General features: G+C 70.6%; 20 protein-coding genes. 7 read left to right on the forward strand and 13 right to left on the reverse strand.

The annotated features are described in order from the left end of the window. Positions 1–12 precede the first annotated feature (12 nt). Complete coding sequence (locus tag ACFSKW_RS32755) at positions 13–2,250, forward strand: heavy metal translocating P-type ATPase (RefSeq protein ID WP_379576362.1); 2,238 nt, start codon at positions 13–15, stop codon at positions 2,248–2,250. Positions 2,251–2,459: 209 nt separating this feature from the next. Here the strand turns inward: ACFSKW_RS32755 and ACFSKW_RS32760 are convergent, their stop codons facing one another. From ACFSKW_RS32760 to ACFSKW_RS32770, 3 genes are all read right to left on the reverse strand, one after another. Beyond that, positions 2,460–2,909 carry a hypothetical protein gene (locus ACFSKW_RS32760; protein WP_379576364.1) on the reverse strand — a complete coding sequence of 150 codons (450 nt, stop codon included), beginning with the start codon at positions 2,907–2,909 and terminating at the stop codon, positions 2,460–2,462. Positions 2,910–2,917: 8 nt separating this feature from the next. Beyond that, the gene (locus ACFSKW_RS32765) at positions 2,918–3,778 is read right to left on the reverse strand and encodes a F510_1955 family glycosylhydrolase (RefSeq protein ID WP_379576366.1); all 861 of its coding nucleotides are present in this window, start codon (positions 3,776–3,778) and stop codon (positions 2,918–2,920) included. A 259-nt stretch (positions 3,779–4,037) separates the two neighbouring features. Further along, positions 4,038–4,247, reverse strand: coding sequence for a heavy-metal-associated domain-containing protein (locus tag ACFSKW_RS32770; protein WP_379576368.1), 210 nt, complete (start codon positions 4,245–4,247; stop codon positions 4,038–4,040). A 147-nt stretch (positions 4,248–4,394) separates the two neighbouring features. Between ACFSKW_RS32770 and ACFSKW_RS32775 the strand changes: the two genes are divergently transcribed. From ACFSKW_RS32775 to ACFSKW_RS32785, 3 genes are all read left to right on the forward strand, one after another. Further along, positions 4,395–5,576 (forward strand): NAD(P)/FAD-dependent oxidoreductase, encoded by a 1,182-nt coding sequence (locus ACFSKW_RS32775; protein WP_379576370.1) that lies wholly within the window; start codon positions 4,395–4,397, stop codon positions 5,574–5,576. A 28-nt stretch (positions 5,577–5,604) separates the two neighbouring features. Next, entirely contained in the window at positions 5,605–5,859 is a 255-nt protein-coding gene (locus ACFSKW_RS32780; RefSeq protein ID WP_379576372.1) for a hypothetical protein, read from the forward strand. A 133-nt stretch (positions 5,860–5,992) separates the two neighbouring features. Continuing rightward, positions 5,993–6,736 carry a dienelactone hydrolase family protein gene (locus ACFSKW_RS32785; RefSeq protein WP_379576374.1) on the forward strand — a complete coding sequence of 248 codons (744 nt, stop codon included), beginning with the start codon at positions 5,993–5,995 and terminating at the stop codon, positions 6,734–6,736. 184 nt (positions 6,737–6,920) lie between these two features. On the opposite strand, the gene ACFSKW_RS32790 is transcribed toward ACFSKW_RS32785, so the two are convergent. Beyond that, positions 6,921–7,499 (reverse strand): TetR/AcrR family transcriptional regulator, encoded by a 579-nt coding sequence (locus ACFSKW_RS32790; protein WP_379576376.1) that lies wholly within the window; start codon positions 7,497–7,499, stop codon positions 6,921–6,923. A 91-nt stretch (positions 7,500–7,590) separates the two neighbouring features. On the opposite strand from ACFSKW_RS32790, the gene ACFSKW_RS32795 reads away from it, so the two are divergent. Further along, the gene (locus ACFSKW_RS32795) at positions 7,591–8,997 is read left to right on the forward strand and encodes an MFS transporter (protein ID WP_379576378.1); all 1,407 of its coding nucleotides are present in this window, start codon (positions 7,591–7,593) and stop codon (positions 8,995–8,997) included. Positions 8,998–9,248: 251 nt separating this feature from the next. Here the strand turns inward: ACFSKW_RS32795 and ACFSKW_RS32800 are convergent, their stop codons facing one another. Continuing rightward, positions 9,249–9,731 (reverse strand): CHRD domain-containing protein, encoded by a 483-nt coding sequence (locus tag ACFSKW_RS32800; protein WP_379576380.1) that lies wholly within the window; start codon positions 9,729–9,731, stop codon positions 9,249–9,251. Positions 9,732–10,137: 406 nt separating this feature from the next. Here ACFSKW_RS32800 and ACFSKW_RS32805 point away from each other — a divergent pair, with 406 nt between their 5' ends. Further along, on the forward strand, positions 10,138–11,937 hold the full coding sequence (locus ACFSKW_RS32805; protein ID WP_379576382.1) for a bifunctional metallophosphatase/5'-nucleotidase: 1,800 nt from the start codon (positions 10,138–10,140) through the stop codon (positions 11,935–11,937). A gap of 120 nt (positions 11,938–12,057) precedes the next feature. Here ACFSKW_RS32805 and ACFSKW_RS32810 read toward each other — a convergent pair whose 3' ends face one another. The 3 genes from ACFSKW_RS32810 to ACFSKW_RS32820 form a co-directional block, all read right to left on the reverse strand. Continuing rightward, positions 12,058–16,647, reverse strand: coding sequence for a HEAT repeat domain-containing protein (locus tag ACFSKW_RS32810; protein WP_379576384.1), 4,590 nt, complete (start codon positions 16,645–16,647; stop codon positions 12,058–12,060). A 562-nt stretch (positions 16,648–17,209) separates the two neighbouring features. After that, positions 17,210–18,490, reverse strand: a complete 1,281-nt coding sequence (locus tag ACFSKW_RS32815; protein WP_379576386.1) for an MFS transporter — start codon at positions 18,488–18,490, stop codon at positions 17,210–17,212. After that, entirely contained in the window at positions 18,490–19,458 is a 969-nt protein-coding gene (locus tag ACFSKW_RS32820) for an NAD(P)/FAD-dependent oxidoreductase (RefSeq protein ID WP_379576388.1), read from the reverse strand. The genes ACFSKW_RS32815 and ACFSKW_RS32820 overlap by 1 nt, the downstream gene beginning before the upstream one ends. A 124-nt stretch (positions 19,459–19,582) precedes the next feature. Between ACFSKW_RS32820 and ACFSKW_RS32825 the strand changes: the two genes are divergently transcribed. Then, on the forward strand, positions 19,583–20,185 hold the full coding sequence (locus ACFSKW_RS32825; protein ID WP_379576390.1) for a helix-turn-helix domain-containing protein: 603 nt from the start codon (positions 19,583–19,585) through the stop codon (positions 20,183–20,185). Between the two features lie 41 nt (positions 20,186–20,226). Here the strand turns inward: ACFSKW_RS32825 and ACFSKW_RS32830 are convergent, their stop codons facing one another. The 5 genes from ACFSKW_RS32830 to ACFSKW_RS32850 all read right to left on the reverse strand — a co-directional run bounded on the left by ACFSKW_RS32830 (position 20,227) and on the right by ACFSKW_RS32850 (position 25,925). Further along, the gene (locus tag ACFSKW_RS32830; protein WP_379576392.1) at positions 20,227–20,562 is read right to left on the reverse strand and encodes a hypothetical protein; all 336 of its coding nucleotides are present in this window, start codon (positions 20,560–20,562) and stop codon (positions 20,227–20,229) included. 72 nt (positions 20,563–20,634) lie between these two features. Continuing rightward, positions 20,635–22,722 carry an iron ABC transporter permease gene (locus ACFSKW_RS32835; RefSeq protein WP_379576394.1) on the reverse strand — a complete coding sequence of 696 codons (2,088 nt, stop codon included), beginning with the start codon at positions 22,720–22,722 and terminating at the stop codon, positions 20,635–20,637. Continuing rightward, positions 22,719–23,705 carry an ABC transporter substrate-binding protein gene (locus tag ACFSKW_RS32840; RefSeq protein ID WP_379576396.1) on the reverse strand — a complete coding sequence of 329 codons (987 nt, stop codon included), beginning with the start codon at positions 23,703–23,705 and terminating at the stop codon, positions 22,719–22,721. The genes ACFSKW_RS32835 and ACFSKW_RS32840 overlap by 4 nt, the downstream gene beginning before the upstream one ends. Positions 23,706–23,716: 11 nt before the next feature. Further along, on the reverse strand, positions 23,717–24,535 hold the full coding sequence (locus ACFSKW_RS32845) for an ABC transporter ATP-binding protein (RefSeq protein ID WP_379576398.1): 819 nt from the start codon (positions 24,533–24,535) through the stop codon (positions 23,717–23,719). A gap of 103 nt (positions 24,536–24,638) precedes the next feature. Next, the gene (locus tag ACFSKW_RS32850; protein WP_379576400.1) at positions 24,639–25,925 is read right to left on the reverse strand and encodes an NmrA family NAD(P)-binding protein; all 1,287 of its coding nucleotides are present in this window, start codon (positions 25,923–25,925) and stop codon (positions 24,639–24,641) included. Positions 25,926–25,963 lie beyond the last annotated feature (38 nt).

Raw genomic sequence — 25,963 nt, forward strand, 5'->3', positions numbered from 1 at the left:
AAAGGAGAGGTGATGTCCCCCCTCACCGACGACAGGCCCCAAAGTGCCGTCGAACTATCGATCGGTGGCATGACCTGCGCGTCCTGCGCCAACAGGATCGAGCGGAAGCTGAACAAGCTCGAGGGCGTGACCGCGACGGTCAACTACGCGACGGAGAAGGCGAAGGTCACCTTTCCTGAAGGAGTGGACCCGCAGGAGCTGATCGCCACCGTGGAGTCGGCGGGCTACACCGCCGAGCTGCCCAAGCCGCCACAGGCGGAGGGCGAGCCGCAGGAGCCCGAGGACGAACTCAGGCCGCTGCGCAACCGGCTGATCACCTCCTTGGTGCTGGCCGTACCGGTGATCGCGATGGCGATGATCCCGCCGCTGCAGTTCACCAACTGGCAGTGGCTGTCGCTGACGCTGGCCGCGCCGGTCGTGGTCTATGCCGGCTGGCCGTTCCACAAGGCCGCGTGGACGAACCTGCGTCACGGCGCGGCGACCATGGACACGCTGGTCTCGCTGGGCACGTTGGCCGCTCTGGGTTGGTCGCTGTGGGCACTGTTCTTCGGTACGGCGGGCACCCCCGGCATGACGCACCCGTTCGAGTTCACGATCGCCAGGACCGACGGCTCGGGCAACATCTACCTCGAGGCCGCGGCGGGCGTGACCGCGTTCATCCTGGCCGGACGCTACTTCGAGGCCCGCTCCAAGCGCCGGGCGGGAGCCGCCCTGCGAGCGTTGTTGGAGCTGGGCGCCAAGGAAGTCGCGGTGCTCCGCGGTGGCACCGAGGTCCGCATCCCCACCGACCAGCTCGCCGTAGGCGACCGTTTCGTGGTACGGCCGGGCGAGAAGATCGCCACTGACGGAGTGGTGGAGGAGGGCGCCTCGGCCGTCGACGCCTCCATGTTGACCGGCGAGTCGATCCCGGTGGAGGTACGCCCTGGCGACGCCGTGACCGGCGCCACCGTGAACGCGGGCGGCCGCCTGGTCGTCCGCGCCACGCGGATCGGCTCCGACACCCAGCTCGCCCAGATGGCCAAGCTCGTGGAAGACGCCCAGACCGGCAAGGCCCAGGTGCAGCGCCTGGCCGACCGCATCTCCGGCATCTTCGTCCCCATCGTCATCGCGTTGGCTCTCGGCACCCTGGGCTTCTGGCTCGGAACCGGCGGCGGCGTGGGAGCGGCCTTCACCGCGGCGGTGGCCGTACTGATCATCGCCTGCCCGTGCGCGCTCGGCCTGGCCACCCCCACCGCCCTGTTGGTCGGCACCGGCAGGGGAGCCCAGCTGGGCATCCTGATCAAGGGGCCTGAGGTGTTGGAGTCCACTCGCAAGGTGGACACCGTGGTGCTGGACAAGACCGGCACCGTCACCGAGGGCAAGATGACGCTGGTCGAGACGCACGTGGCCGACGGCGAGGACGCCGACGAGGTGCTGCGCCTGGCAGGAGCCCTGGAGCACGCCTCCGAGCACCCCATCGCGCAGGCCATCGCCCGGGGCGCGGCCGAGCAGGTCGGCGCCCTGCCCACGCCCGAGGACTTCGCCAACGTCGAAGGGCTCGGTGTGCAGGGCATCGTCGACGGGCACGCCGTCCTCGTCGGCAGGCCCAAGCTGCTGGCCGAATGGTCCCAGCACCTGCCCGTCGATCTCGAACGTGCCTTGGCGGCGGCGCAGGCGGCCGGCCGTACGGCTGTGGCGGTCGGCTGGGACGGCAAGGCTCGCGGGGTCCTGGTGGTGGCCGACGTGGTCAAGCCCACTTCCGCCGAGGCCATCCGGCAGCTCCGTGCGCTGGGCCTGACCCCGGTGCTGCTCACCGGCGACAACGAGGCCGTCGCCAGGAGCGTGGCCGCCGAGGTCGGCATCGACGAGGTGATCGCCGAGGTGCTGCCCAAGGACAAGGTGGACGTCGTCAGGAAGCTGCAGTCCGAGGGCAGGACGGTGGCCATGGTCGGCGACGGTGTGAACGACGCGGCCGCGCTCGCCCAGGCCGACCTCGGCCTCGCCATGGGCACCGGCACCGACGCCGCGATCGAAGCCTCCGATCTCACCCTGGTGAGAGGCGACCTCCGGGTCGGCGCGGACGCGATCCGGCTGTCGCGCAGGACGCTGCGCACCATCAAGGGCAACCTGTTCTGGGCCTTCGCCTACAACGTGGCCGCCCTGCCGCTGGCCGCGATGGGGCTGCTCAACCCCATGATCGCCGGAGCCGCGATGGCGTTCTCCAGCGTCTTCGTGGTCAGCAACAGCCTCAGGCTGCGCGGCTTCAAATAGAGGAATTCCCGAGGTGGCCGGAGCCGATGGCGTCTCCGGCCACCTCGTGGTGTGTTCAGAGCTTTATGGGGCGATGCGCGTGGCGACCGCGGTCTGGAATTCGGCGCAGACCGGCGATGTCCTCATGATCGCAGTTCGGCGCGCAGTCGATGAGGTGGCCAGTCCGAACCGCACGGCGACATCTCCGATGGTCATGGGCGCGCTTGACTTCATGTCGACGTTTCCTGGCCCCGGGCGGGCGCATCGTCCTCATCGGCCAGGACTGGGACACCTTCGTCATCGACTCCGACGACCCAGGGCTCACCAGGACCATCGTGCACGCGCGCGCCGACCTGACCGCCAACCCGCGCGCCGCCCGCCGCTATCACAACCTGCTGCTCGAAGCCGGATTCCGTGACGTCGAGGTCGAGGCACACGTAGGAATCTTCACCGACGGGGCGATGCTCGCGATGATCAGGGGAATCGCTGAGGCCGTCCTCGCCGCGGATCCGGCGGTGCGCCGCCGTACCGCGCGGGTCTCCGTCCTGGTGGCGGCCGGCATCGTCGCCGTCTTCGCCGTTCTCGGCAACCAGCTGCTGAGAACGCTCAAGGCCGACGCACGCCCGCCATGGGACTGCTCGCCGCCGCGATGGCCGTGGTGCGCCTGTGGTCGTCGGCACGGCCCGCGTCAGCCGTTCGCGGGCCGGAAGACCGTGGAGAAGGTCCGGCCGCCGTCCCTTGATTCCAGCACCGTCCCGTCATCGGTGGCGGCCAGCAGCCGCTGCGCGTCGACGGCGGTGAAGGCGCTGGCAGGGCCGGGGAGCTTGCCGTCGGCCTGCCAGGTCGTGCCGCCGTCACGGCTGGTGTGGATCCGGCCGTCCACTCCCGTGCCCGTCAGCGTGTCCTCGGCAGGGGATTCGACGTGGCTGAGCAGCGGCGCGTTCGCCACCCGATCGAAGTCCATGCCGCCGTTCCGGCTGACCTTCAGCCCATCTGGCGTGGTGGCGTAGACGGTGGTGAGGTCCGCCGCGAGGTCGATCATGGGTTCCTCCGCGCCTGGTGTCCAGCTCTGGCCGCCGTCGGCGCTGCGGCGCAACCGGCCGGACTGGGAGTCGAAGGCGTAGAGCGCATCGCCGGCCGGCTGTAGCGCGTGGAAGTCAGCGGTGCCCTCTTCCGACACGGTCGTCCATGTCCGGCCGGCGTCGGACGTGCGGATCAGGCCAAGGTGCGGAGGGGCCGCGGTGGACGTGTCACCGGGGTGGCCGCTGGCCAGGAACGTCCTCGGCCCGACAACGGTGAAACCCATGTGATCCTGGACGCGCCCCGCGACCCGCTCGGCGCTCTCCGCGTCCTTCACCCTGAACAGCCCGTAATGCCCCGCGATGTAGATCGCACCATCGGCTGGATCGACTCCCACGCCATGGACGTGGCCGATTCCCGGATCCTGGCCACTCGCCCTCGCCGGTGGCTGTGACTGGCCACAGGCCGCGGCAGCCAAGATCATCACCGCTGCCGCGGCTGTACGGAGCGGGACATGGCTTCCACCCATAGGGCGACCTCGCTAGAACTCGGACGGTCGCCACATTCTACTATGCATCGTCGTAGAAGGTCGTCGGGTGGCCGCCGACAGGTAACTGAAGCCGGGAACGAGGGCCGCCGGGGGCTGATGCGCGCACGCGCGTCGCAGGGGGGGAGGTGCCGGGTGAGACCGCGGACGCCGGATGCCTGCGGCAGGCACCCGGCGTTCGTCCGGAACGATGTGCGGGGGGCCGGGTCCACGTCGGCCTGAGGACCCGGCCTCCATGCGGCTAGACGAGGACTGCCTCGTATCCCGCCTCTTCGACCGCGTCCACAACGAGGACGTCGTCGACGTGTCCCTCGCTCGTCACCTTGACGTGACCCGTGCTGAGGTCCACGTCGACGGCGTTGACTCCCGCGACCTGGCTGATCTGAGTCTTCACCTTTCCCGCGCAACCGTTACACGTCATCCCGGTGACCTTGTACGTGCTGGTGCTCATGGTCAACACTCCTTCTATATACCCCTGGTAGGTATTACGACGAGGAAGTTACGCCAGGAACCGCTTCAAGGCAACCCTAACCCCCTATGGGTATATGAGACCTATGTCACGCCTCTTCTCATACCTGCGAGGGGTATGTTGCCGATCATGAGAAAGCTGAACAGGGTCACCGTTGTCGGGGCGTCGCTCGCCGGTCTGCGCGCTGTCCAGGCGCTTCGTCGGGAGGGTTTCGAGGGAGAGCTCACGCTGATCGGCGCGGAGGCCCACACTCCTTACAACCGCCCGCCACTGTCCAAGAGCGTCCTCCAGGGTGACGACGACGTCTCGTTGCCTGGGGCCGAGGACCTCGGGGAGGACTGGCTCCGCGGCCGCCGGGCGGCGGGCCTCGATCCCATCGGCAAGGTGGTCACCATGGACGATGGCTCCACGGTGCACTACGACGGACTCGTCATCGCGACCGGTGCGCGGCCGAGGCGGCTGTCCGATCACCCCGAGGGCGTGCACACGCTGCGCACGATCGAGGACTCGCTCGCCGTGCGCGCCGAGCTGAACACAGGCCGCCGGCGCGTCGTGGTGATCGGTGGCGGTTTCATCGGCGGGGAGGTGGCCTCGACCGCGCAGGCGCTCGGTCACCACGTGACGTTGGTCGCCGGCGCGCCGTACCCCATGCTCGCCGCGTTCGGCACCGACACAGCCCGATGGCTGGCCCAGCACCACCAGAGCAACGGAGTGGAGCTCGTCTCCGGCATTCGCGTCGTCGGCTTCGAGGGTAGCCCTCGCGTGACGGAGGTACGGCTGAGCGACGGCCGGTCCATACCTGCGGATCTCGTGGTCGCGGGCATGGGAGTGACGCCCAACACGGAATGGCTCGAATCCAGCGGGCTCACGCTCGACGATGGCGTGGTTTGCGACGCGAATCTGTATGCGCGGGGAGCGTCCGACGTCGTGGCGGCGGGCGATGTGGTGCGCTGGCCGCACGGGTTGTACGGCGATTCCATGGTCCGGGTCGAGCATTGGTCCAACGCCAACGACCAGGGAGCCTCGGCCGCCCTCAACCTGCTCGCAGGACCGGAGAACGCCAAGCCGTTCGCGGACCTTCCCTCGTTCGCCACGCACGTGCATGGTGCTCGAATCCAGAGCGCCGGTCTCCCGCACCTGGCCGACGAGGCCACGCTGGTGGCAGGTGCGTTCGAGGAAGGCCGCTTCGCCGTCGGGTTCGCCAAGAACGGTGTGCTGGTGGGCGCGGTGGCGGTCGATTCCCCCAAGGATCTGATCAGGCTCAAGCGTGGCATCGCCTCCGGCAGCTCACTCGGCGCGGTGTCGGCATGAAGTGAGCGCCGGCTATGAGGCGTAGTAGATGTTCGCGAGCACATGTCCCGCGCCTGAGGCGCCGGCGACCAGGCGCGAACCGCTCGCGGAGGCGTCCCGCAACCTGTGGACGGACGGGGGACGGCTGCGCGGCTACCTCGACGCGCTCGACGACGCGCGCATCCCCTTCGACGGTGGTCGGACGGAAGAGAGGGTGACGCAGGACGTCGCCCGCATGCTCCCCGTCGTGATCACGGGCTGCCCCTTCAGGTCCTTACTCGGAGGCCCTGCGAGGTTTCTGTGATAGGTTCAGCGCCGCTGTGCATCGCCGCGAACTGAGGAGGTGAGACCGATCAACGCTGTGACAGGTCGGGGCTCCCTCCCTCGCATGGCCTAGGGAGCGCCCGCAGAAGGCATCCCGAAAGGCTTGCAACGCTATGCGCTTCACCTCCCAGGCGTCGTTGGACGGCGTCGCCGAACAGATCTTCACCCTCCCCTTCACCTTCGGCGAGATACCGGGTGTGCTGTGGACCCCGGAAGATGCCGTCGAGGCTCGCCCCCTGATCCTGATGGGCCACGGCGGCGGGCAGCACAAGAAGGCCCCAGGCATCCTGGCCCGCGCACACCGCTTCGTCGCCGAGGGCGGTTTCGCGGTCGCCGCGATCGACGCGCCCAATCACGGCAACCGGCCGAAGGACGAGGAGTTCGACCGGATCGCGGGCGAGCTGAGGGCTGGTATGGCCGCCGGCGAGGGTCCGTCCGTCCTGGCCGCCGCCATGCACGGGCATCTGGCCAGGCAGACCGTCGCGGAATGGCAGGCGGTCATCACCGCGGTCCAGGAACTCGAGCGTGTGGGCGTCGGCCCGGTCGGCTATTGGGGCATGTCGATGGGCTGCGGGCTCGGGCTTCCGCTGCTCGCCGCGGAACCCCGCATCCGCGCCGCGGTACTGGGGCTGCTTGGCGTACACGGGCTGGCCGAGACCGCCGCCGGAGTCACCGTCCCCGTGGAATTCCTGCTCCAGTGGGACGACAACCTGGTGCCGCGAGCCCAGGGCCTGGCGCTGTTCGACGCTCTTGGCTCAGCTGACAAGACGCTGCACGCCAACCCCGGCAAGCACGGGGAGATTCCTGAGTTCGAGACGGACAGTTCGCTGCGGTTCTTCACCCGGCACCTTGGCTAGGGCCGCCGCGTGGTAGTTCGCGACGCGCCGGTCGGGCCTGGTTCCGGCCGGCGCGTTCGCGTCCGACTGTGGCCGAGCGGGTGCAGGCGATGGAGATCGACGCCGCCCTTCCGCGCGTAAAGCCCAGAGGAAACTGCGCGAAATTCGACCGATCTCAGATGTCCGTCAGACCGGATCAAGCCCACTAACCGGCCAGGACCGATTGGACGGACTTGGTCACCGCGTCGGCGGCGTCGTGTGCGGCCAGGCGTCCGGCGCGCATCTCGGCCGCCGCGCCGTGCAGGATGTAGTGGACGACGTTGACCAGCCAGACGATCGGCAAGTCGACGCGGAAGACGCCCTGTTCCTGGCCTCGGCGGATGAGTTCGGTCATGCGCCGGGCGGGCTCCTCGTGCAGCTCGCGCACACGTCCTGCAGGAAGGACACCCTCGGCGGCGGCCAGGAGGGCCGCGGACTCGGCCACGACCGTCCAACTCGACGCCAGCAGGCGGGTCATGGCCTCGCGGGCGTCTCCCGTCAGATCGACGGACGACAAGGTTTCCTCGCCGGTCCTCAGCGCGTCCATGAGCGCGGCTTCGACCAGGTCGGCCCGGGTGCGGAAGTGCCCGTACAGCGTCATCCGCCCCACGCCCGCGGCCAGGGCGATGTCGTCCGTGGTCGCGTTCGGGTCCGAACCCAGCAGCGCCCGCGCCGCGGACACGATGCGCACGATGCTGCGCTCGGCATCGGCGCGACGTCTGGGGCGGGCCGCTGGTGCATCCATGCCACCACTCTAACTCGTATGCGCGTATACGAGTTAGAGTAGGGTCAAAACTCGTATGTGAGAGTACGAGTTATTCGCATGGAGGGATCAGATGACCCGACCAGCAGTACGGCCGACATCGCCGCACGAGCCGCACCCCGCGCGGTGGCGCATCCTCGGCTTTCTCGGGGTGGCGCAGCTCATGTTGATCCTCGACGTCACCGTCGTCGCCATCGCGCTGCCCCACATCGAGACCGACCTCGCACTCGGCCGCGAGGCGCTGACCTGGACGGTCAGCGCCTACACGCTCACCTTCGGCGGGCTGATGCTGCTCGGCGGACGGATCACGGACCTGATGGGAGCCAAGCGGGTCATGCTCGCCGGGCTGCTCCTGTTCACCGCGGCGTCACTGGTCACCGGGCTGGCCGGGTCCGCGGGCATGCTGGTGGGCGGTCGTGTCGCCCAGGGGGTCGGGGCGGCGTTGCTGTCTCCCGCGGCACTGTCGCTGGTGGTGGCCCTGTTCGATGGGGAGGAGCGGAACAGGGCCCTGGGCGTCTGGTCCGCGCTCGGCGGTGGCGGCGCCGCCCTCGGCGTCCTTCTCGGCGGCCTGATCACCGCCGGTCCCGGGTGGTCGTGGGTCTTCCATGTCAACGTGCCCATCGGGCTGGTGATCGCCGCGGTGCTCGCCGTACTGCTGCCGGCGCGGCAGGCGTCGTCCGCCGGCCGGCCCCGCCTCGATGTCCTCGGCGCGATTCTGGTGACGTCCTCTTCCGCGTCGTTGATCTACGCGCTCATCGCCGCCGGTGAGCGGGGGTGGCTCACCGCGCTCACGGGGTGGCTCGTCATTGCGGCCGCCGTGGGCTACGTGGTGTTCGTGCTGTGGCAGAGGCGGGCTCGCTCACCACTGATGGACGTCCGGCTGCTGGTTCGGCGGCCCCTGGCGACGGGCGCGTTCCTCATCCTGATGGCGACGGCGCTGATGATCGCGGTGTTCTTCCTCGGCACCTTCTATTTCCAGCAGGCTAGGGGATACGGCCCGTTGCAGACAGGGCTGCTGTTCCTGCCGGTGGCGCTGGCGACGATGCTCGGGGCCAATCTGACGGGCCGCGTGATCGGCCGGTGGGGTGGACGCGGGCCGGCCGTCGCGGGTCTGGCGGTCGCCGCGATCGGCATGGCCGTCCCGGCGGTGTCGATGCACCCGGTCAGCGTCGTGGTCGGTGTGGCCGTCGCGGCGGCGGGCACCGGCGCCATGTTCGTCATCGCCTCGGCGACCGCACTCGGCCAGGTGGCGCCCCACGAGGCGGGGATCGCCTCCGGGATCGTGAGCACCTTCCACGAGTTCGGCGCCTCCCTCGGCGCCGCGGTCGTCTCGAGCGTCGCGGCCGCGAGCCTGGTCGGGAACACCTTGAGCGGCTTCGCCGGAGGGTTCACCGTGGCCGCGGTCGCGGCAGCGGTCGGCGCTGTCGTCGCCGCCCTGCTGACACCGGGCCGCTCAAGGCGAGGGGAGGAAGCCCGTTAGCGGGTTGGTGTAGACCATCCGCGTGGGAGATGAGCGTCCACGGCGTCACGAGGGAACGGCCGGTCACCCCGCGCCGGAGTGGTCGGCGGGGGTGGGCGACCGCCCGGTTTCGACGCCGTCAGCCGCAAGGGACGCAGTACCGCGGAGCGGTGCGTCACGAGCTGAAGGGTCATCGTGCGGTCGCCCTGCGCGAGCGTATTGATCAGGATCTGGCTCCGCCGTCCGGTTCAACGGTCCAGAGGAGACGCCCTCTAGACGGCGTTGGCGAGTTGGCCGCGGATGGCGCCGTCCGGGAATTCCGCGTTGTGGACGTTGGTGTAGAACTGGCTCGGGTTGTGGACGATGGCCTGCAGCTCGTCTCGGGTCAGTGTGGTGTCGGCGTTTTCGGGCGTCTGCTCCCTCACGGCGCGGATGCAGTCGTTCGCGAAGCCTTCGCTGGGTGCCTTCAGGGTCACCACGATCGGGCCTGCGACTCCTGCCGGGCCCTGGTGGATGTGGGCCGCGGTGGCGGGGTCGATGTTGTGGGCGGTGATGATGTAGCAGAGCGACTTTCCGCTCACCCTCCAGGCGAAGATCCCCACCCCGTCCGGGTCGCCGGGGCCGGGAACCTCTTGGGCGCCGGTCATCTCGGTGAACTGGTAGGGCGAGGGGTCATGGCTTGGGGTCGCGTTGGCGACGCTGGGGAAGACGGCGATCGCCGCGGCGAGTGCCGGGAGGATCATTGACTTGATCACGGTAAGTCTCCTTGATGACTATTAGTAGTGATCCGTTACCGTGCGTAGTCTTTCCGGGGTCTGCTGGAGCGAAACCGCGCTGTCATCACCGGGATCGTCAAGGAGTCGACACGACCGACCGGCGCCGGCCGGGCTGCCGTCCAAGCGGACGACGGGGGCGCTCAGCGGATCGGAACGCATGAGCGCCACGTCGGCGGGTGCCCGCGCCGATGATGACGCCGCGGTGGGGCGTCGTTCACCCCGTCTGCTCGCGAGGCCTGGAAGCCAGGATGCCCCGAAGGGTCACCGCACCAGGGTCGAGACGAAGCGTGGGTGATCGTTCGCCTGGGCTTTGGGGTGGCTTCACCTGGCGGCCGGACGGGACACGAAGGATCTAGCTCGCAATTACCGATAATAGGAGCATTGCGTGCGATTCCCCCTTCGTGGCGCGGTCGTCGCCGCGGCCATCGCCGTTCTCGGCGGCACCCAGGCGGTCGCCCAGGCCACGGTCGAGCCGACCCCGACGCCGACCACCGCACAGCCGGATGGCGCGCAGCGCGCAGACCGTCACGCCGTTGACGTGCAGCTGCTGTCCATCACCGACTTCCACGGCTACATCCGCCCCCACACCGACGCCGCCAACGGCACTATCAAGGACGCCCAGGGCAACAGCATCGTGGTGGGCGGCGCGCCGTACATCTCGACCCATCTCGAGAACCTGCGTCAGGGCAAGCGCAACACGGTCACCTTCACCACGGGAGACAGCTTCAGCGGCTGGCCGCCGGAGGTGGCCAGGCTGGCCGACGAGCCGACGATCGAGTTCCTGAACAAGATCGGCGTCGAGTTCTCCGCGGTGGGCAACCACGAGCTGGACATCTCACTGGAGTTCCTGCGCGACCACATGGGCAAGGGCCGGTGTTTCGGCGCGCGCGGCGTGGACAGCTGCTTCCCCGACTCCGACGGACGCCGTTTCAGGGGCGCGACGTTCGACTTCTCGGCGGCCAACGTCACCAGCAAGGGCAGCACCCGGCCGGTGCTCAAGCCGTATGTGATCAAGTACTTCGAGGGCGTGCCGGTCGGGTTCATCAACCTGACGACCACGACGACGGTGGAGGGCTCGACGTCGTTCCAGCCGTCGCTGGACAACCTGCCGCTGGTGGAGACGGCCGACAAGTACGTGGCCGAGCTCAAGCGCCGCGGCGTCGAGGCGATCGTGGCGAACGTCCACGAGGGCGGTACGGCAGGCGACGTCTACGACCGGTGCAACGCCAACCCCACCGGCCCGGTGATCGACTTCGCCCGGCAGGCCTCGGCCGAGATCGACGCGATCGTGACAGGGCACTGGCACGCGCCGTTCAACTGCTCGATCCCCGACCCGGAGGGCAACCCGCGCCCGGTCGTCGAGGCCGCCTTCCACGGCAAGCTGATCAACGAGCTCAACCTGAAGATCGACCGCCGTACCCGGGAGGTGATCAGGGAGGCGACGGTCTCCACGAACCACCCGGTCACCAGGGACGTGACCCCGGACCCCGCGATGGCCAAGCTGGTGGACCACTGGGTGGCGGCGGAGAAGCTCATCTCGGCCCGCCAGGTCGGCACCATCACCGGCGACCTGACCAGGACGCGTGACGCGGACGGCGAGAGCACGCTCGGCAACCTGATCGCCGACGTCGAGCGCGCGGACAGCGCCGACGCCGACCTGGCCATGGTGGCGGTGGCCCCGGTGAAGGGCTCCAACTCCCTGCGCGGCGACCTGCGCTTCGCAAAGGGCGCCGACCCTGCCGACAGCGAGGGCGCGGTGCTGTTCGGCGAGGCGTGGAACGCCTGGGGCTACGCCAATCCAGTGGTCACGGTGAGCGTGAAGGGCAGCCAGATCGAGCAGGCGCTGGAGCAGCAGTGGCAGACGCAGCCGAACGGGACCGTGCGGTTCGCCCCGCTGGCCGTATCGGGAAACGTCCGCTTCTCCTATGACGCCGGCAAGTCGGTCGGCGACCGGATCGCGCCCGAGAACGTGCTCATAGACGGCAAGCCCCTCGACCCCGGCGCCACCTACCGCCTGGCAGCCCTCGCCTACACGCTGCTCGGCGCCGACGGCTACACCGCCTTCGCCGGATACACCGACGCGGTTCGCGGCAGCCGGGACTACGAGGCCTTCCGCGCCTACCTCGCCAAGGGCCCCCAATCCCCGCCCGCTCTGGACCGCGCCGTCGCCCTGACCGCCCCCTAGCCCGAAAGGCACGCCTGTACGGTCCGCCGTACCGCGGCCCGCCGCTTCGTCGAGCCGCATCGCACCGGTCATCCGGTCGATGAGCCGGGCCTCGGGCGGTGGCGGTCGGCGTGCACTCGGTCACCCTGGTCGGCCGATGGGCTCCAGATCGGCGGTGACCGTGGACGTGATCTTCTCCAGCACGGAGGTGAAGAGGTGCCGCTTGTCCGGGCGGGCCTTGCCTGCGGCGTGCCTGAGGGCAGGGATCGTCGGCGCGCCGAGGAGGACGAGCCCGTCGGAGGCGGCCCTTCGGACGGCGGGGTGGGAGTGCGTGAGCAAGTCGACCAGTGCGGGAATGGCCGGCTTCCACGCCCCGTGGCACAAGGTCTTGACCGCCGAGCGCACGATGTCGGGTTGCCGGTCGTCCAGCAGTAGCGACGTCTGCTCCAGATAATCCCGGTGGTTCATCACCTTGCGGGAGATCCGGTGGGCGTGCAGCCGTACTCTCGCCTCGGGATGGCTGAGCGACTCGGCGAGCAGTTCCTTGAGTTCGGGATCGCGATCCGCCTGCCGGTCCGCGTCGGGTCGGCGCAGGCGGGCCGGGTCGTCGTCGTAACGCTCGGCGAGCAGGGTCAGCGCCCGGCGGATCTGCTCGGGGCCGCCGGTACGGGCCAGGTGGAGCAGTTCCGCCCGGGGCGGCCGTTGTTCCCGGGCGGCCGCACGCGGGACACGGGTTCGGCCGCGGAGTGCCGAGAGAGCGGCGGAGTCCTGCTGGGCCGCATGGGGATGGCGTAGCGGCCCTTCCACCAGCACGATCTTGTCCGCGAGGTCGTCGCGTCCTTCTTCGCGTAGCCGCCGACACGCCCGCACCAGCGTGGGGGTAGGCAGCAACGCGACGCCGGAGACGAGATCGAGCAGGCCCCAGGCTCCGGCTTCGAGGCGGCCGGACAGGACCTCGGCCAGAACGTCGGGGGCCGCCTTGCGCAACGCCTGCCTGGCTGACACGTGAAGGGATGGCCCGCCGTGTTCCCACCATGTCAGCAACAGGGGGATGAGCCGTTCGACGTCCGGCGGGTCCAGATGGGCGGCGACGCGGGCGATCCGTTCGCGGGCCGCGTCGTCGCCGGAGTCATGCCCGCCGGCCTCGCGCAGTTCGGTCACGCTCATGAGGGTCAGGGCATGCGCGAGATCCGCGGTGACGGTGAGGCCAACCCGGCCGTCGAGGAAGGCACGCAGCACCGCGAGCCGGAACCGGGGTTCGGGCCAGCTCCGCAAGGCCCGGGCCGCGGCTTCGCGGTGATCCTGCTTCGGATCGTCCAGCATCTCCAGCAGGCGGTCACACAGGACCGCTGAGCGGGGCTGGTCCCGATCAGCGGGACGAGGTGCGCGGGCGGTCGACGCGGACCGGCGGGCGTCCTCCGCGATGGTCCACGATGGCGCGTCGAATGGCTGCAGCTCGATCATCCAGTCCAGAAGGACGTCGCGCGCCTCCGCGCCGGCCGCGGGGAAGACGCCGATCAGTGCGTTGAGCCGGTCGCGTGAATCCGCCGGCCGTCCGTCGCGGCCGGTACGGGCGCCGTGTTCGTGGGAGGCCTCGTCAGAGTCGTGGGAGTCGAGACCGCCCACGGGCCGGTCAGCGGCGCGGAAACGCCGGAGGGCGTCGGGTGTGCGGGCGGCCGCGGTGAGGGCCTCCCGCCATCGGCGTACGGCGGGGCACTCGTGCGCCTCACCGTCGCCGCTCGACACGGCGGCGGTGACCGGTCGCGGCAGCCCGAAGGCCTCCCGCAACACCTCCTCCTCGGCCGGCCACGGGTTCGCGCCCGCGCGGGCGGCGGCCAGCGCCCGCCCGAGGTCGGTGCGGGTCAGCACCGCGCCGCATCGGCTCAGCAGCACCAGCAAGGACCGGCTCCCCGTGGCCTCTGGCGGCAGCGCGCGAATCCGCGCGGCGACGTCGAACGACTCGGTGGGGGACAGCCGTACGACCGTCTCTTCGAGCAGCGCGAGGAGCCGGTCGCGGTGAGCGTCGCCGATGTCGGCCAGCCCGGCGACCAGCGTCCGTACCGACCGAGCGAAGGTCTCCGTCTCGCCGGCTGTCCACGGCTGGGGGCACAGCTGCAGCGTGAACCGCAGGACCCGGCCGCGATGTTCCGGCCCTTCGGCGGCCAGCTCCAGCCAACGTGCCAGCATCGGCCGGAGTCGGCTCAGCCGTTGGGCGGTCGGCTCGCCTGGGTCCCGGTCGTACCTTTCCGCGAGGCGCCGGGCGATCTCGGTGTTCCAGCCGCGGCTCGCCAGGGCGTCGAGATCGGCGTCCGGCCGGGCGTCCGGTGTGGCGGGCGGCGGGGTGATGCCGTGGGCCGCCATCCGGTCCGCCAGTTCCGCGGCCGTACCCGAACCAAGGGCGAGCCGGCCTGCGGCGACGAGCGCGAGCAAGGTGACCCCTGCCTGTGACCCCTGGTCGGCGAGCGCGCCGACGGCACGGGCGGACAGTGAGCCATCGAGTCCGGCCAGCAGCAGGTCACGGGTACGGTCATCGCCGGCGCGGTCGGCCGCGGCAATGACGGTGGCGGTGTAGGCGTCGCCGAGGATCGTCCGCGACGCCTCGACGAGCGCGGCACGCAGGCCCGGGTTGTCGTGCCGGCCGAGCCAGTACAGCAGCTTCGGCACAGCCACCGGGGTTCCGGCGTGGATCAGCGCGGTCGCGGCGGTCTTCTTGACGTTCATGTTGGGATGGTCGAGACAGGCCGCGACCGCGGCGGCGGCCCAGCCCGCGCGCGCGTGCCCGAGCGCGAGCAGCGCCTGCCGTACGGTCTGCACGTCGGGGGCGGTGGTGAGCGGAATCAGGCTTGCCGACAGCGCCTGTGCGTCCTCGCCGTCGGCGTCGCGGGCGAGTAGCGCGATGACGTGCTTGCGGACGTGGCGGTCACGGTGGCGTAGCAGCGGATGCACTCGTGACCGGATTGCGCGGTGGGAAGTCTGGAGGAGCAGGCTGAGCAGGATCGTTCGCTCAGCCGCCGTGAGCGCGGGGCGGTCCAGCAGATCGAGCGCGATGCTCGCCACGAGCGCGTCGCCGGCCTCCCGCGCGTCCGCCGCGTCCACAAGACAGCGCGGCCGGATCTTCCCTCTTTCGTGGAGGCGGCCACCGAGGTCACGGATGGCCGCGACGACTTCCGGCGGCACCGCAGGTTCGCCGCTGCCGCCGGACGCGCCCGGCGCCCAGGAGGCCGCGAGGTCGGACACGACCCGCAGCAGAAGGTCGGCGATGGCGGACACGGTCGTGGAGCTGCCGTTGCGTGCCAGCGTGCACAGGGCGGCCACGGGCTTGTCCGGGTCCAGACCCGCGCGGAGCAACGCCAGTTCCCGTTCGTCCGGCCCGCCGAGATCGGCGGCGATCCGACGAGGCAGATCCTGCGGGTCGAGCCGAACCAGGATCGCCCGTCGCCCGTCGGGGTCCTCGGTGAGATGCCACAGCACTTCCAGGGCCTGGCGGCGAACCGGTCGCAGGTAGGACACCACAGTGCCGACAGCGTCTCCGCCCTCTGACCCGTCAACGCCCAGCCCGTCTCGCAGCGCCGTGACCGTCCGGGCTCCGCCCACGGCTTCAAGCGCCTCCAGCGCCGCCGCCGGTGACCGCGGTAGCGCGGCGATGACGGCCTCCTCGGCGGCCGTATGGCGCAGCGCGCGGATCGCTCGCAGGAACGGCCGTGGATCGGACGCGACACGCAGCAGATCAGCGACCTTCTCACCCACCGGCAGGTCCCCGGTGCCCTGAGCGGCCAAGGCGACCAGGAGTTCCAGTCGCCGCGGCCAGTGCGGATCGTCCGCGGCCGCCGTCGCCAGCTCCTTGAGCGTCTCTCGTCGGCACGTGAACAAGACGGTGGCGACCTCGCCCGCAGGCACCGAGTGGTCGGCGATCGCCAAGCGCACGATCGCCGGCGCGTCGTCGCCTGCTGGGAAGTGTCCACGCCGGTGGAGGCCGCGCAGGCACCGGATGGCCGGCCCGGCGAGCAAGAGCGGGTCGATCGCGGCGATGCCCGCGAGGTCGCGGATGTCGTCGCGGCGCGCAAGGTCCCCGAGCAGTTCCAGCGCGCGCCGTCGGAGCACCGGAGGCCGGTTCCGGTCGGCGGCCACGTCGCGCAGCACGTCCTGGTGCCCGTGGTGTGCTGCGGCTTCGATCGCCGCGTCGGCCACCGCGGAGACGACGGGGCCGGGTTCGGCCTTGAGGAGTCGGCAAAGGTGCTCCCGCGGCAACGGATCCGACGCGGCCCAGGGCTCCGACAGCTCACGCAGCGCGGCCGCGGCGAGGTCGGCCGCGGCAGCGTCCGTGCGAGGTTCGCCGGCGATCGATCCGACGAGTTCCACCACGAGCCTCCGAGCTCGTGCCGGTGCCAGCAGGCCGGCGTGTACGGCCTCGCGAGTGACCCGCAGAGCCTCCGCCCGCAACACAGGATCGAGCCGGCCCGACAACTCCCGGGCCAGACTCTCCGGTTCGTCCACATCAACAGCGCCGATCCCACGCACGGCCTGGTAGAGCAGTTCTCCCTCGGGTTCGTTCCGCAGGGTCTCAGGCCGGTCGGTGATCTCGGCGCTCAGCCAGGCGATCTGGACCCGGGCCGGCAGATCCGCCCCGCGCCACTGCGGCCAGGGCCGGGGACGGACGTAGGCCCGCAGCCTGCGATAAAGGTGTGCCAGAGCCAGCGCCGCCTCCGGCGGACCATCCAGCGAGTCAGGCAACGACGCCGCGAATCCTGCCTGCTCGCAACGGTCTTCATCTCGTCCCGCAGCAAGGCGTTCGGCAAGGCCTACCAGGCCCGATCCTCGCAGTCGTGGATCCTCATGCCTGATGAGAAGCCGCAGGACGGCCGGCGGACACCTCAACGGATCAAGACTGGCAGAAAGCAGGTCCGCATCGGCGAGGCGTATGGCGGCAAGGACCGTATCGTCGACCGACGTCATGCGCTATCAACTCCAGCCGGACCAGCAAATAGCGCTCAGCGTAGCGAAACGCCCTCCACACCTGACGAGCCGAAAGGGCCCGAGAAGCTTCCCCGCTCACCCGGACACTCGAGCTGAACTGCACGAATGCCTCGGGTTGAAGACGGTTCGGCATGACCGCCACGAAGGCCAAGGCGACCGGGAGGGTCGTTCGCAAACCGATCGGGGACTCCGCCAGGTGCACGGGCTGGGACCTGGAGGAGAACCCGTATGGCGAGTGCCGGGTGGGGACGTCCATCTCCAAGAAGCACGGCGTGGCCATGATCGTCTGCACGCGCACGATAGCGGGCGTTCGGACGCGTCACTGCTGGTTCCTCTCGCGCTCCACCCGGGCCGTGGCGACCTCGTCGTGAGCCGAACGGAGGGCCGTCGTGTGTCGCGTTGCGCGGGCCCGTCGCGCCCGGTCCAGGAGGATGAGGGGTACGGCAGCCGCGGCGAGGATGGCCCCGATCAAGCACACCGATGTGAGAGCGGCCCCTTGTGTGAGGGAGACGGCTGCCAGGACGGGGGTGATGCTGATGCCCAGCTGGAAGGCCGACACGGTGGTGGCGCCGGCGAGGGTCGGCGCGTCGGCCGCGATGGCGAAGACGCGTCCGTAGAGGGCGGGGTTCAGCACGAAAGCGGCGATACCGATCACGAAGACCGTGGGCACCACCGCCCAGACCTGCTGGATCGCGACAGCCATCACGAGCGACAGGATCACGATCGCCGACGCGCCGGACAGGAGTGCGAGGTGAGGGCGCTGATCGGAGACACGGCCGCCGATGGACAGGCCGACGAAGGCTCCGACTCCGAAGAGCGCGAGGATCGCCGGGATCCAGACCTCGGGGATGGCGGTGATGCCGGCGAGCATGGCCGCCAGGTAGTTGAACGTGATCATGTACGCCGCGGTGGTCAGGATCGTGATCGCGTAGATGCCCCACAGCATCGGTTTGCGCATCGTGGCGAGCTCCCGCGAAACACTCGGCCCGGTGGGCCTGCCGACGTCTGAGCCGGCGGCGGGGAGTCCGAGGAGGCAACCGATGATCCCCACGACCGTCAGGGCCACGACGGCCCAGAAGCCGCCGCGCCACTCGATGAAGTGGCTGAGCAGCGTGCCCGCGGGACCGCCGACGACCATTGCCACGCTGAGCCCGCTGACCACCACTCCGGAGGCGCGGGCGTTGCGGTCCGGCGTCACCAGGCTGATCGCGGTCACCGACGCGACAGCGAAGAAGCCCGCGTAGGCGATGCCCGAAACCACTCTCGTCAGCAGCAGCACCTGGTAGTCGCCCAGCAGCCCGACGGCGATGCTGGCCGCGAAGACGGCCTGGGTCGCCACCAGCGCGGTACGGCGAGGCCAGCGCAGACTGAGCACGGCGAACGGCGGGCCGCCGATCACGACACCCAACGCGAACGCGGTGATCAGGAACCCGGCTGAGGAGAGCGTGACGTCCAGATCGGCGGCCACCGCCGGCAGTACGCCGGCCAGCAGGAACTCTGCGCTTCCCATGGCGAACAGGCTGAAACCGAGCAGGTACACGCCGGCGGGCAACCTCCGGGCGGGAGTGGCCCTGGACGTCTCCGCGGTGATCCCGGCCATCAGAGCGCACCCCCGACGCCGCGCCCGTCAGCCGGGACGGCAGCGGACAGCTCCCGTTCGAGCAGCCAGCCGGTCATGTTGATGGCGGCGGTGGAGCCCGCGCCCGCGGCGGCGACGACCTGCGCCCGGGGGTTGACCACGTTCCCGGCCGCCCAGACACCTGGGACGTTCGTGGCACCGTGGGAATCGACGGCGACGAGTCCGCTCACCGGGTCCCTGCCGGCGCCGAGCGTGGTCAGGATCGTGTCATGGGGCACTGGGCGAGGTGCCACGAAGACGGCCTCACACGCGACCGTCTCGCCGTTGTCGAGCTCGATGGCGACAGGGTCACCGCCCGCGGTGCCGGCACTCGTCGCGACCCGTGTGACGCGCGCGTCGATCAGGCGCACGCCGTACGCCGTGAGGCGCTGCCGCTGGGCGGTGTCGACCTCGGCGCCGTTGACGCAGAACGTCACCGAGGAGCTGTAGCGGCGCATCAGCGCGGCCAGATGTGTCGATACCGCCGCCATCGTGCTGCCGATCACGGCGATGGCACGCCCCCGTACTTCGTAGCCATGGCAGTGGGGGCAGTGGTGCACCTCGGACGCCCAGCGCTCGGACAGCCCCGGGATGGCGGGGAGTTCGTCGGTCAGCCCGGTCGCGACCAGCACCGACCGAGCGCGCAGGGCGCGGTTGTCGTCGAGCCGCAGCTCGAACGTGCCGTCCGAGGCGCGCCGCGCGTCGATCACCGACGCCCGCACGAGTGTCCCGCCGAAACGGGTGAACTCGTCCTGCCCGGTCGCGACGAACTCTCTCGGCGCCATGCCGTCCCTGGTCAGGTACCCGTGCATGTGATCGGCCGGCCCGTTCCTCGGCGCACCGCCGTCGACGACCAGCGTCGCGAACCGTGCTCTCGCGAGCACGACCCCGGCCGACAGTCCGGCGGCCCCACCGCCGATGATGACGGTGTCCCACAGCACCTCTGACACCGATCCGCTCGTTGCATCCGTTGTCGCGTTCATTCGGATCACCTCCACTGAGAGGATCGGGAGAAGCTCCCGGAATCAACAAACTTCGTTGCCGATTCCGGGACACATTGATTGACTGCGTCCCATGGACGAGCAACCGAGCGTCGGCGCCGTGATAGAGCAGATCGCTCCTCGGCTGCGACGCGCCCGCGAGAAGAAGGGCATCAGCCTGGCCGACCTCGCGCGTGCCACTGGCATCTCGACCAGCACGCTGTCCCGGCTGGAATCAGCTCAGCGCAAGCCGAGCCTCGAACTGCTCCTGCCGATCACCGCGGCGCTGGGCATCGCCCTCGACGAGATCGTCGCCGCACCCCGGATACTCGATCCGCGCGTGCCGCAGCGGCCCACCGGAAAGGACGGCCGCGTGCTGATCCCGTTGTCGCGGCATCAGGGAGAACCGCGCGCGTACAAGATGACCATTCCAGCGCACGACGAACAGCCCCACCTGCGGACCCACGCGGGCTACGAATGGCTGTACGTGCTCCGCGGCCGGCTCCGCGTGAAACTGGGTGACCACGACTTCATCATGGGAGCCGGCGAGGCGGCCGAGTTCGACTGCCAGATTCCGCACTGGTTCGGCGCCGCCGGACGCGGCAGCGTCGAAGTACTCAGCCTCTTCGGAAAGCAGGGCGAACGCATCCACCTGCGCACCCGCGGCGCTGACGCGGAAGCACGTGCCCGCCCGTGAAGCCCTGACGGCACGGCGCAGGCCATCGCGTGGTCACCGCACTAGCCGGAGAACCTCTTCGCGAGGTCCCGGGCCCACTGCGCGGCCTTGGCCGCCTCATCGCCGGTGACGGGCGCGCCGGGCATCCGGCTCAGGCGCTCCACCTGGTCGGCGAAGCGCAGGTGCTCCAGATGAGCGTGTTCCCTGCAGGCGAGGCAGGTGACGCTTTCGGGACGAGGCGAGGTCATCGCATAGGGCACCTGGAGCCCGCAACCGGTGGCGACGACACTCGGTGCGTCGGGCACGAGCCCCAACGACGACACGATCATGTTGCGGTAGGCGGCACCCGCCTGCATCACCTTCTGCTCGACATGGATGTGCGGATCGGTCTGGCTCATCTGCGTCCGCGCCTCCGTCCGAGTCGTCGCAGAATCAGACTAAGCCCGATCCGATCGTCGCCGCACGCCCGCTCAGCGGTGCGCCTGCGTGCGGGAGCGCCACAACAGCCAGACGAAGTACGGCGTGCCGAGCAGGGCGGTGACGATCCCGGCGGGTACCTGGGCCGGGGCGATGACGGTGCGTCCGAGCGTGTCGGCCAGGCTGACCAGGAGGGCGCCAAGGAGCGCGGCCACCGGAAGAGCGCGGGCATGCCGGGCGCCGACCAGGGCGCGGGCGGCGTGCGGGGCGATCAGGCCGACGAAGCCGACGACGCCGACCGCCGAGACCGCGGTGGCGGTCAGCAGGACGGCGCCGGCCAGCGCGGCCAGCCGTACCGGCTCAAGAGGGACGCCGAGGACCCGCGGGCTGTCCTCGTCCAGGGCGAGCAGGTCCAGATCGCGACGCAGCCAGGCGATCAGCGGAGTCGCCAGGAGGAGCGCCAGCGCGACCGGGATGAGCTGGACGGGGACGCGGCCGTAGGTGGAGCCGGACAGCCAGGTCAGGGCCATGGCGGTGTTCCACGGGTCGGCCCTCACGATGATCATCACAGTGAGGGCGGTGCACGCCGCCTGCATCCCGACACCGATCAGCACCAGCCGGTCAGAGCTGAGCCCGCCGCGCCACGACAGCAGGTAGACCGCGGCGGAGGCGGCCAGCGCCCCGGCCATGGCCACGGCCGACATGGACCAGATCCCGGCGAGCGGCACGACGGCGAGCAGCGAGATCGCGCCAACGCCCGCGCCCGCGGTCACGCCCAGCACGCCGGGCTCGGCCAGCGGGTTACGGCACACGGCCTGAACCGCGGTGCCCGCGACGGCCAGCGCTGCGCCGGCGAGCACGGCGGCGAGCACGCGGGGATACCGCTGGTCGAGCACGTAGGTGAGGCCACGTCCCGTCCGGCCGTTCAGCCAGTTGGCCAGGTCGCCGCCCAGGACCCAGGTGTCGCCGCCGAGCATGCCGAGGAAGATCGCGCCGGCGAGCGACAGGGCGCAGGCCGTCACGACGATCAGGAAGGCGGCGCGCGAGCGTGTGGCGCGGATGCGCACGATCGGCGGCTGGCGGGTCGGCCCCGCGTCCCGGTAGCGGCGGGCCAGCCACACCATCACGGCGGCGCCGAGCAGCGTGGTCACCACACCCGGCGGCACGTCCACGCCTGCCTGCCCGCCCAGGACGGCCCGCAGCGCGATGTCCGAGCCGAGCACGATGAGCACGCCCACGAGGCCCGCCAGCGGCAGCATCGTGCGATGGCGGTGCACGCCGGGAAGCGAGGCCGGGAGCAGCCTGACGATCACCGGCGCGCAGAGTCCCACGAATCCGATGGGGCCCGCGATGGTCACCGCGGCGGAGGCCAGCACGACGGACAGCAGCGTGACCCACAGGCGCAGCCGCCTGACGTTGATGCCGAGCACGGTGGCGGTGTCGTCGCCCAGGCCGAGGATGTCGAGCCTGTGTCCGGCCAGGATCGCGGCGGCCAGCGTCAGCAGAATCAGCGGGCCCACCTGGACGACGGCGTTCAGGTCGCTCTGCACGAGCGAGCCGCTGCCCCAGGCGAACAGCCCGGTTGTCTCCTCCTCGAAGAGGATCATCAGCAGGTTGGTGAGCGAGCTGAGCGCCAACGCGGTGGCCGAGCCCGCCAGGATCAGCCTGGTGGTGCCGATCCGGCCGCCGGCGGCCAGCGCCAGCACCAGGGCGGCGGCGGCCAGGCCGCCGAGCAGGGCGAGCAGACCAGACAGGGGGAGCGGCAACGTCAGGCCGAACGCCGCCGCCGCGGCGACCGCGAAGTACGCGCCGGAACTGACCGCCAGCGTGTCGGGCGACGCCATCGGGTTGCGGGAGATCGACTGCAGCAAGGTTCCCGACACGCCCAGGGCGAGGCCGACGGCGACCCCGGCCAGCAGCCGGGGCAGCCGGGAGGCGATCAGGACGCGGGCGGCCTCGTCGTCCCCGCCGTCGAACGGCAGGCGCAGCAGGTCGAGCGCACCGATCGACGACGTGCCCTGCGTCACGTGAACCGCGGCGACCAGGACGACCGCCGCCAGCGTCAGCAGAACGACCCCGACGCTGCCCAGCCACCGCAGGGGCGTGGCCGGCTCCGCCGGGGCCTGGACCTGGATGCTCAAGCGATGAAGGCCTTCACGACGGTCTCGGCGTACTGCTTGCACGACAGCGGCCCTCCGAAGGTCCATATGCCGTCGGGCAGCTTGGTGACCTGGCCCTTCTCGACGAGCGGCAGCTTCTCCCAGATGGCGTTGGAGGCCAGTCCGTCGGCGAAGACGTCCTGGCCGTCGGAGGCGTTGTAGAAGAAGCGCGTGTCGGGGTCCTTCAGCGCGGTCAGGCCCTCGACGTCGGTGGTGCCCAGACCCCACTGCGGGTCGACCTCGCCGGTCCAGGCGTTGGTCAGGCCGAGCCGGGTGGCGAGGTCGGAGACCAGCGAGCCCTTGCCGAACATGCGGATGGAGATCTTGCTGCCGTCCTTCCAGCCGTCGGCCATGACGAACGGCTTGCCGGCGGCGCCCGCGGCGGCGAGCCTGGCCTTGCCGTCGGCCAGCGTGGTGTCGAGGTCGGCCAGGAGTTTGTCCGCCTCGGCGGTCCTGCCCACCGCGGTGGCGATCATCTTGAGGTCGGCGCGCATGCGGCCCAGGTTGTCGCTCGCGTCGCTTCCCTTGGCGACCATGACGGGGACGAACTTCTCCAGCTGCGGCACCAGCGCGGAGTCCCGTTCGGCCTCCATGACGACCAGGTCAGGCTGGAGGGCGGCGATGGAGTCGACGCTCGGCTCCTGGCGGGTGCCGACGTCCTTGACAGAGGGGTCGAGCTTGGCCGCCGTCACCCAGGTGCCGTAACCCTTGACGTCGGCCACGCCGACCGGCATGACGCCGAGGCTGACCACCATCTCGGCCTCTCCCCACTCCAGAGCGACCACCTTGGTGGCGGGACGGTCGAGAGTGACCTGCTTGCCGCGGCCGTCGGTCACGGTGATGGGGGCGGCGGAGGCCGTGCCGCCGGAAGCCGCCGGTTCCGGGGCGGCTGTCTCGGTGGTGCCGCAGGCGCCGAGCACGGCGACGGCGGCGACGGCCACGAGGACGTTGCGCAGGGGGATCATGGGTGTTCCTGTCAGGTTGTTGCGGGGACGCTTCTGGTGTGCCGGCCGACCGGCCGGGTGGTCACCGTCCCCGTCCTTGGGTCGTGCGTGACCTCGATGCGGATGCCGTACACCTCGGTGAGCAGCTGCTCGGTGAGGACCTCGGCGGGCGGACCGTCCGCGCGGACGCGGCCCCGCTGCAGGAGGACGACGTGGTCGGCCAGTTCGGCGGCCTGGTTCAGGTCGTGGAGGACGACCCCGATGGCCACACCGTGCTCGTCGGCCAGATCGCGCACCAGATCCAGCAGCTCGACCTGGTAGCGCAGATCCAGAAAGGTCGTCGGCTCGTCCAGAAGCAGGACGCCGGTGTCCTGCGCCAGGCAGGTGGCCAGCCACACGCGCTGCAGCTCGCCGCCTGACAACTCGTCCGCCGGACGGTCGGCCATCGCGGTGACGCCGGTGAGCTCCATCGCCCGCCCGACGGCGGCGTCCCCGTCGGGGTCGCCCGCCCGCCACCGCCCTCGGTGGGGATGCCTGCCATAGCCGACCACGTCGCGGACCCGGACACCGGACGGCGTGGGACGACTCTGAGCGAGCAGGGTGACCCGCCGCGCGAAGTCACGGATCGGCAGGTCCGTCGCGGACGCGCCGTCGGCCAGCGTGATCGTGCCCGCGTCCGGCCTGTGGAGCCGGGCGAGCGCCCGCAGCAGGGTCGACTTGCCGCTGCCGTTCGGGCCCACCAGGGCCGTCACGGTCCCGGGGCGGACAGCGATGTGGCCGTTCTCGACGGCCGTGGTGCCGTGGTAGCTGAGACACAGGTCGGCTCCACGGAGCGAGATCTCCTCGGTCACGGGACTTAGGTTAGCCTTACCTAGCTACATGTCAACCGTCGTCCGACGCCGCCGGGTTCTCCGCGGGTGCGCCTGGCCACGCACAGGTCCTGGAGGGCGTGCCTCAGGGGCGCGGGATGGCGACGGCGATGTACGGCGTGCGCGGAGTCTGCTTCGTGGTGAAGCGGGCGTTGGGAAGGTACAGCCGGGGCCCGAAGGCGGCCACGGTCGCCGGTATGTCGAACCGGGGATCGCTCACCCGCCGCACGACCCGGCCGTCGGTCCCCGTCGCGTTCAGCCGCAGGACGGTCACGGCGCTGCGCCCGTTCTGGACCCCGTTCTCCACCGCGAACAGCGTCCGGCCGCGCAGCAACAGGCCGTCGCCGTCCGGCAGCGACTCGCCGTGCAGGTTCACCCGGCGGGTCCGGCCGGACAGGTCGACGCGGAACAGCCCGCCGGTGTTCGACTGCACGATGATCAGGCCCTGGCCGTCCGGAGTCGGCGTGATGCCGTTGGCGTTGAAGCCGGCGCCGTACACCAGATCCCCGGTGAGCGGGATCCGCTGCGCGGCGGCGGGCAGCCGTCCGCCGCGCAGCGGCAGCTTGTAGAGCACCGGGTTGGTGGAGTCGGTGAACCAGGCGGCGCCCTGGGTGAGGATGACGTCGTTGACGAAGGCCGCGCCGGTGGTCAGCCGGTAGGAGGCCAGCACCCGGCCGGTGCGGGAGTCGATGACGCGCGCGTCACCGCCCGTGCCGCCCGCCACGAACAGCCGTCCGCGCGGATCGGTCTTCATCCCGAGTGACGGTGTGCCGGGCCCGCGGCTGACGATCGCGCCGCGTCCGGTGCGCAGGTCGGCCCGGTAGATGGAGCCGTCGGCCATGGAGCCGATGAAGGCGAACGGGCCGGGGCCGATGGCGATGCCCTCGGGCCGGAAGCCGTCGGGCAACGAGATCGATGTCGGAGATGTCCCGGCCCGCGGGTCCGATGCCGCTCCGGCGGAACCGCCGACGGTGACGGCCAAGGTGAGTGCGGCGAGAACCGCACCAAGGCGCCTGACTGATCGCATCATCTGATGCCCTCTTTCCAGTTCTGTGAGCCCCGTCGAGTGCCGCTGCTTCTTGTCGAGTGACGGCAGGCGCGCGGCCCACACGGCGTTCATGCTGTGCTCCGAAGCACGCGGGCCGTTCGGGGTGAGCAGCCACACGTCCTGCACGCCCTCGAAGGCGGGCGGCAGCGACCGGGCGTCATCGAGGTCTCCGACGAAGACCTCGGCGCCCTGCTCGTGCGGGCCGTCCGCTCGGGACTCCTCATGGATGAGAGCGCGAAGATCCACATCGGCACCGTCCAGCGCGTGCATCAGTGCAGTGGAGACGGTTCCGGTGGCTCCGGTGATCAGCACGGTGCGCGACACGCTCATGCTCCCTTTCCCCTCGTTCCAGCCGTTCCGGA

Source organism: Nonomuraea mangrovi, assembly GCF_042681425.1.
Lineage (GTDB): Bacteria > Actinomycetota > Actinomycetes > Streptosporangiales > Streptosporangiaceae > Nonomuraea > Nonomuraea mangrovi.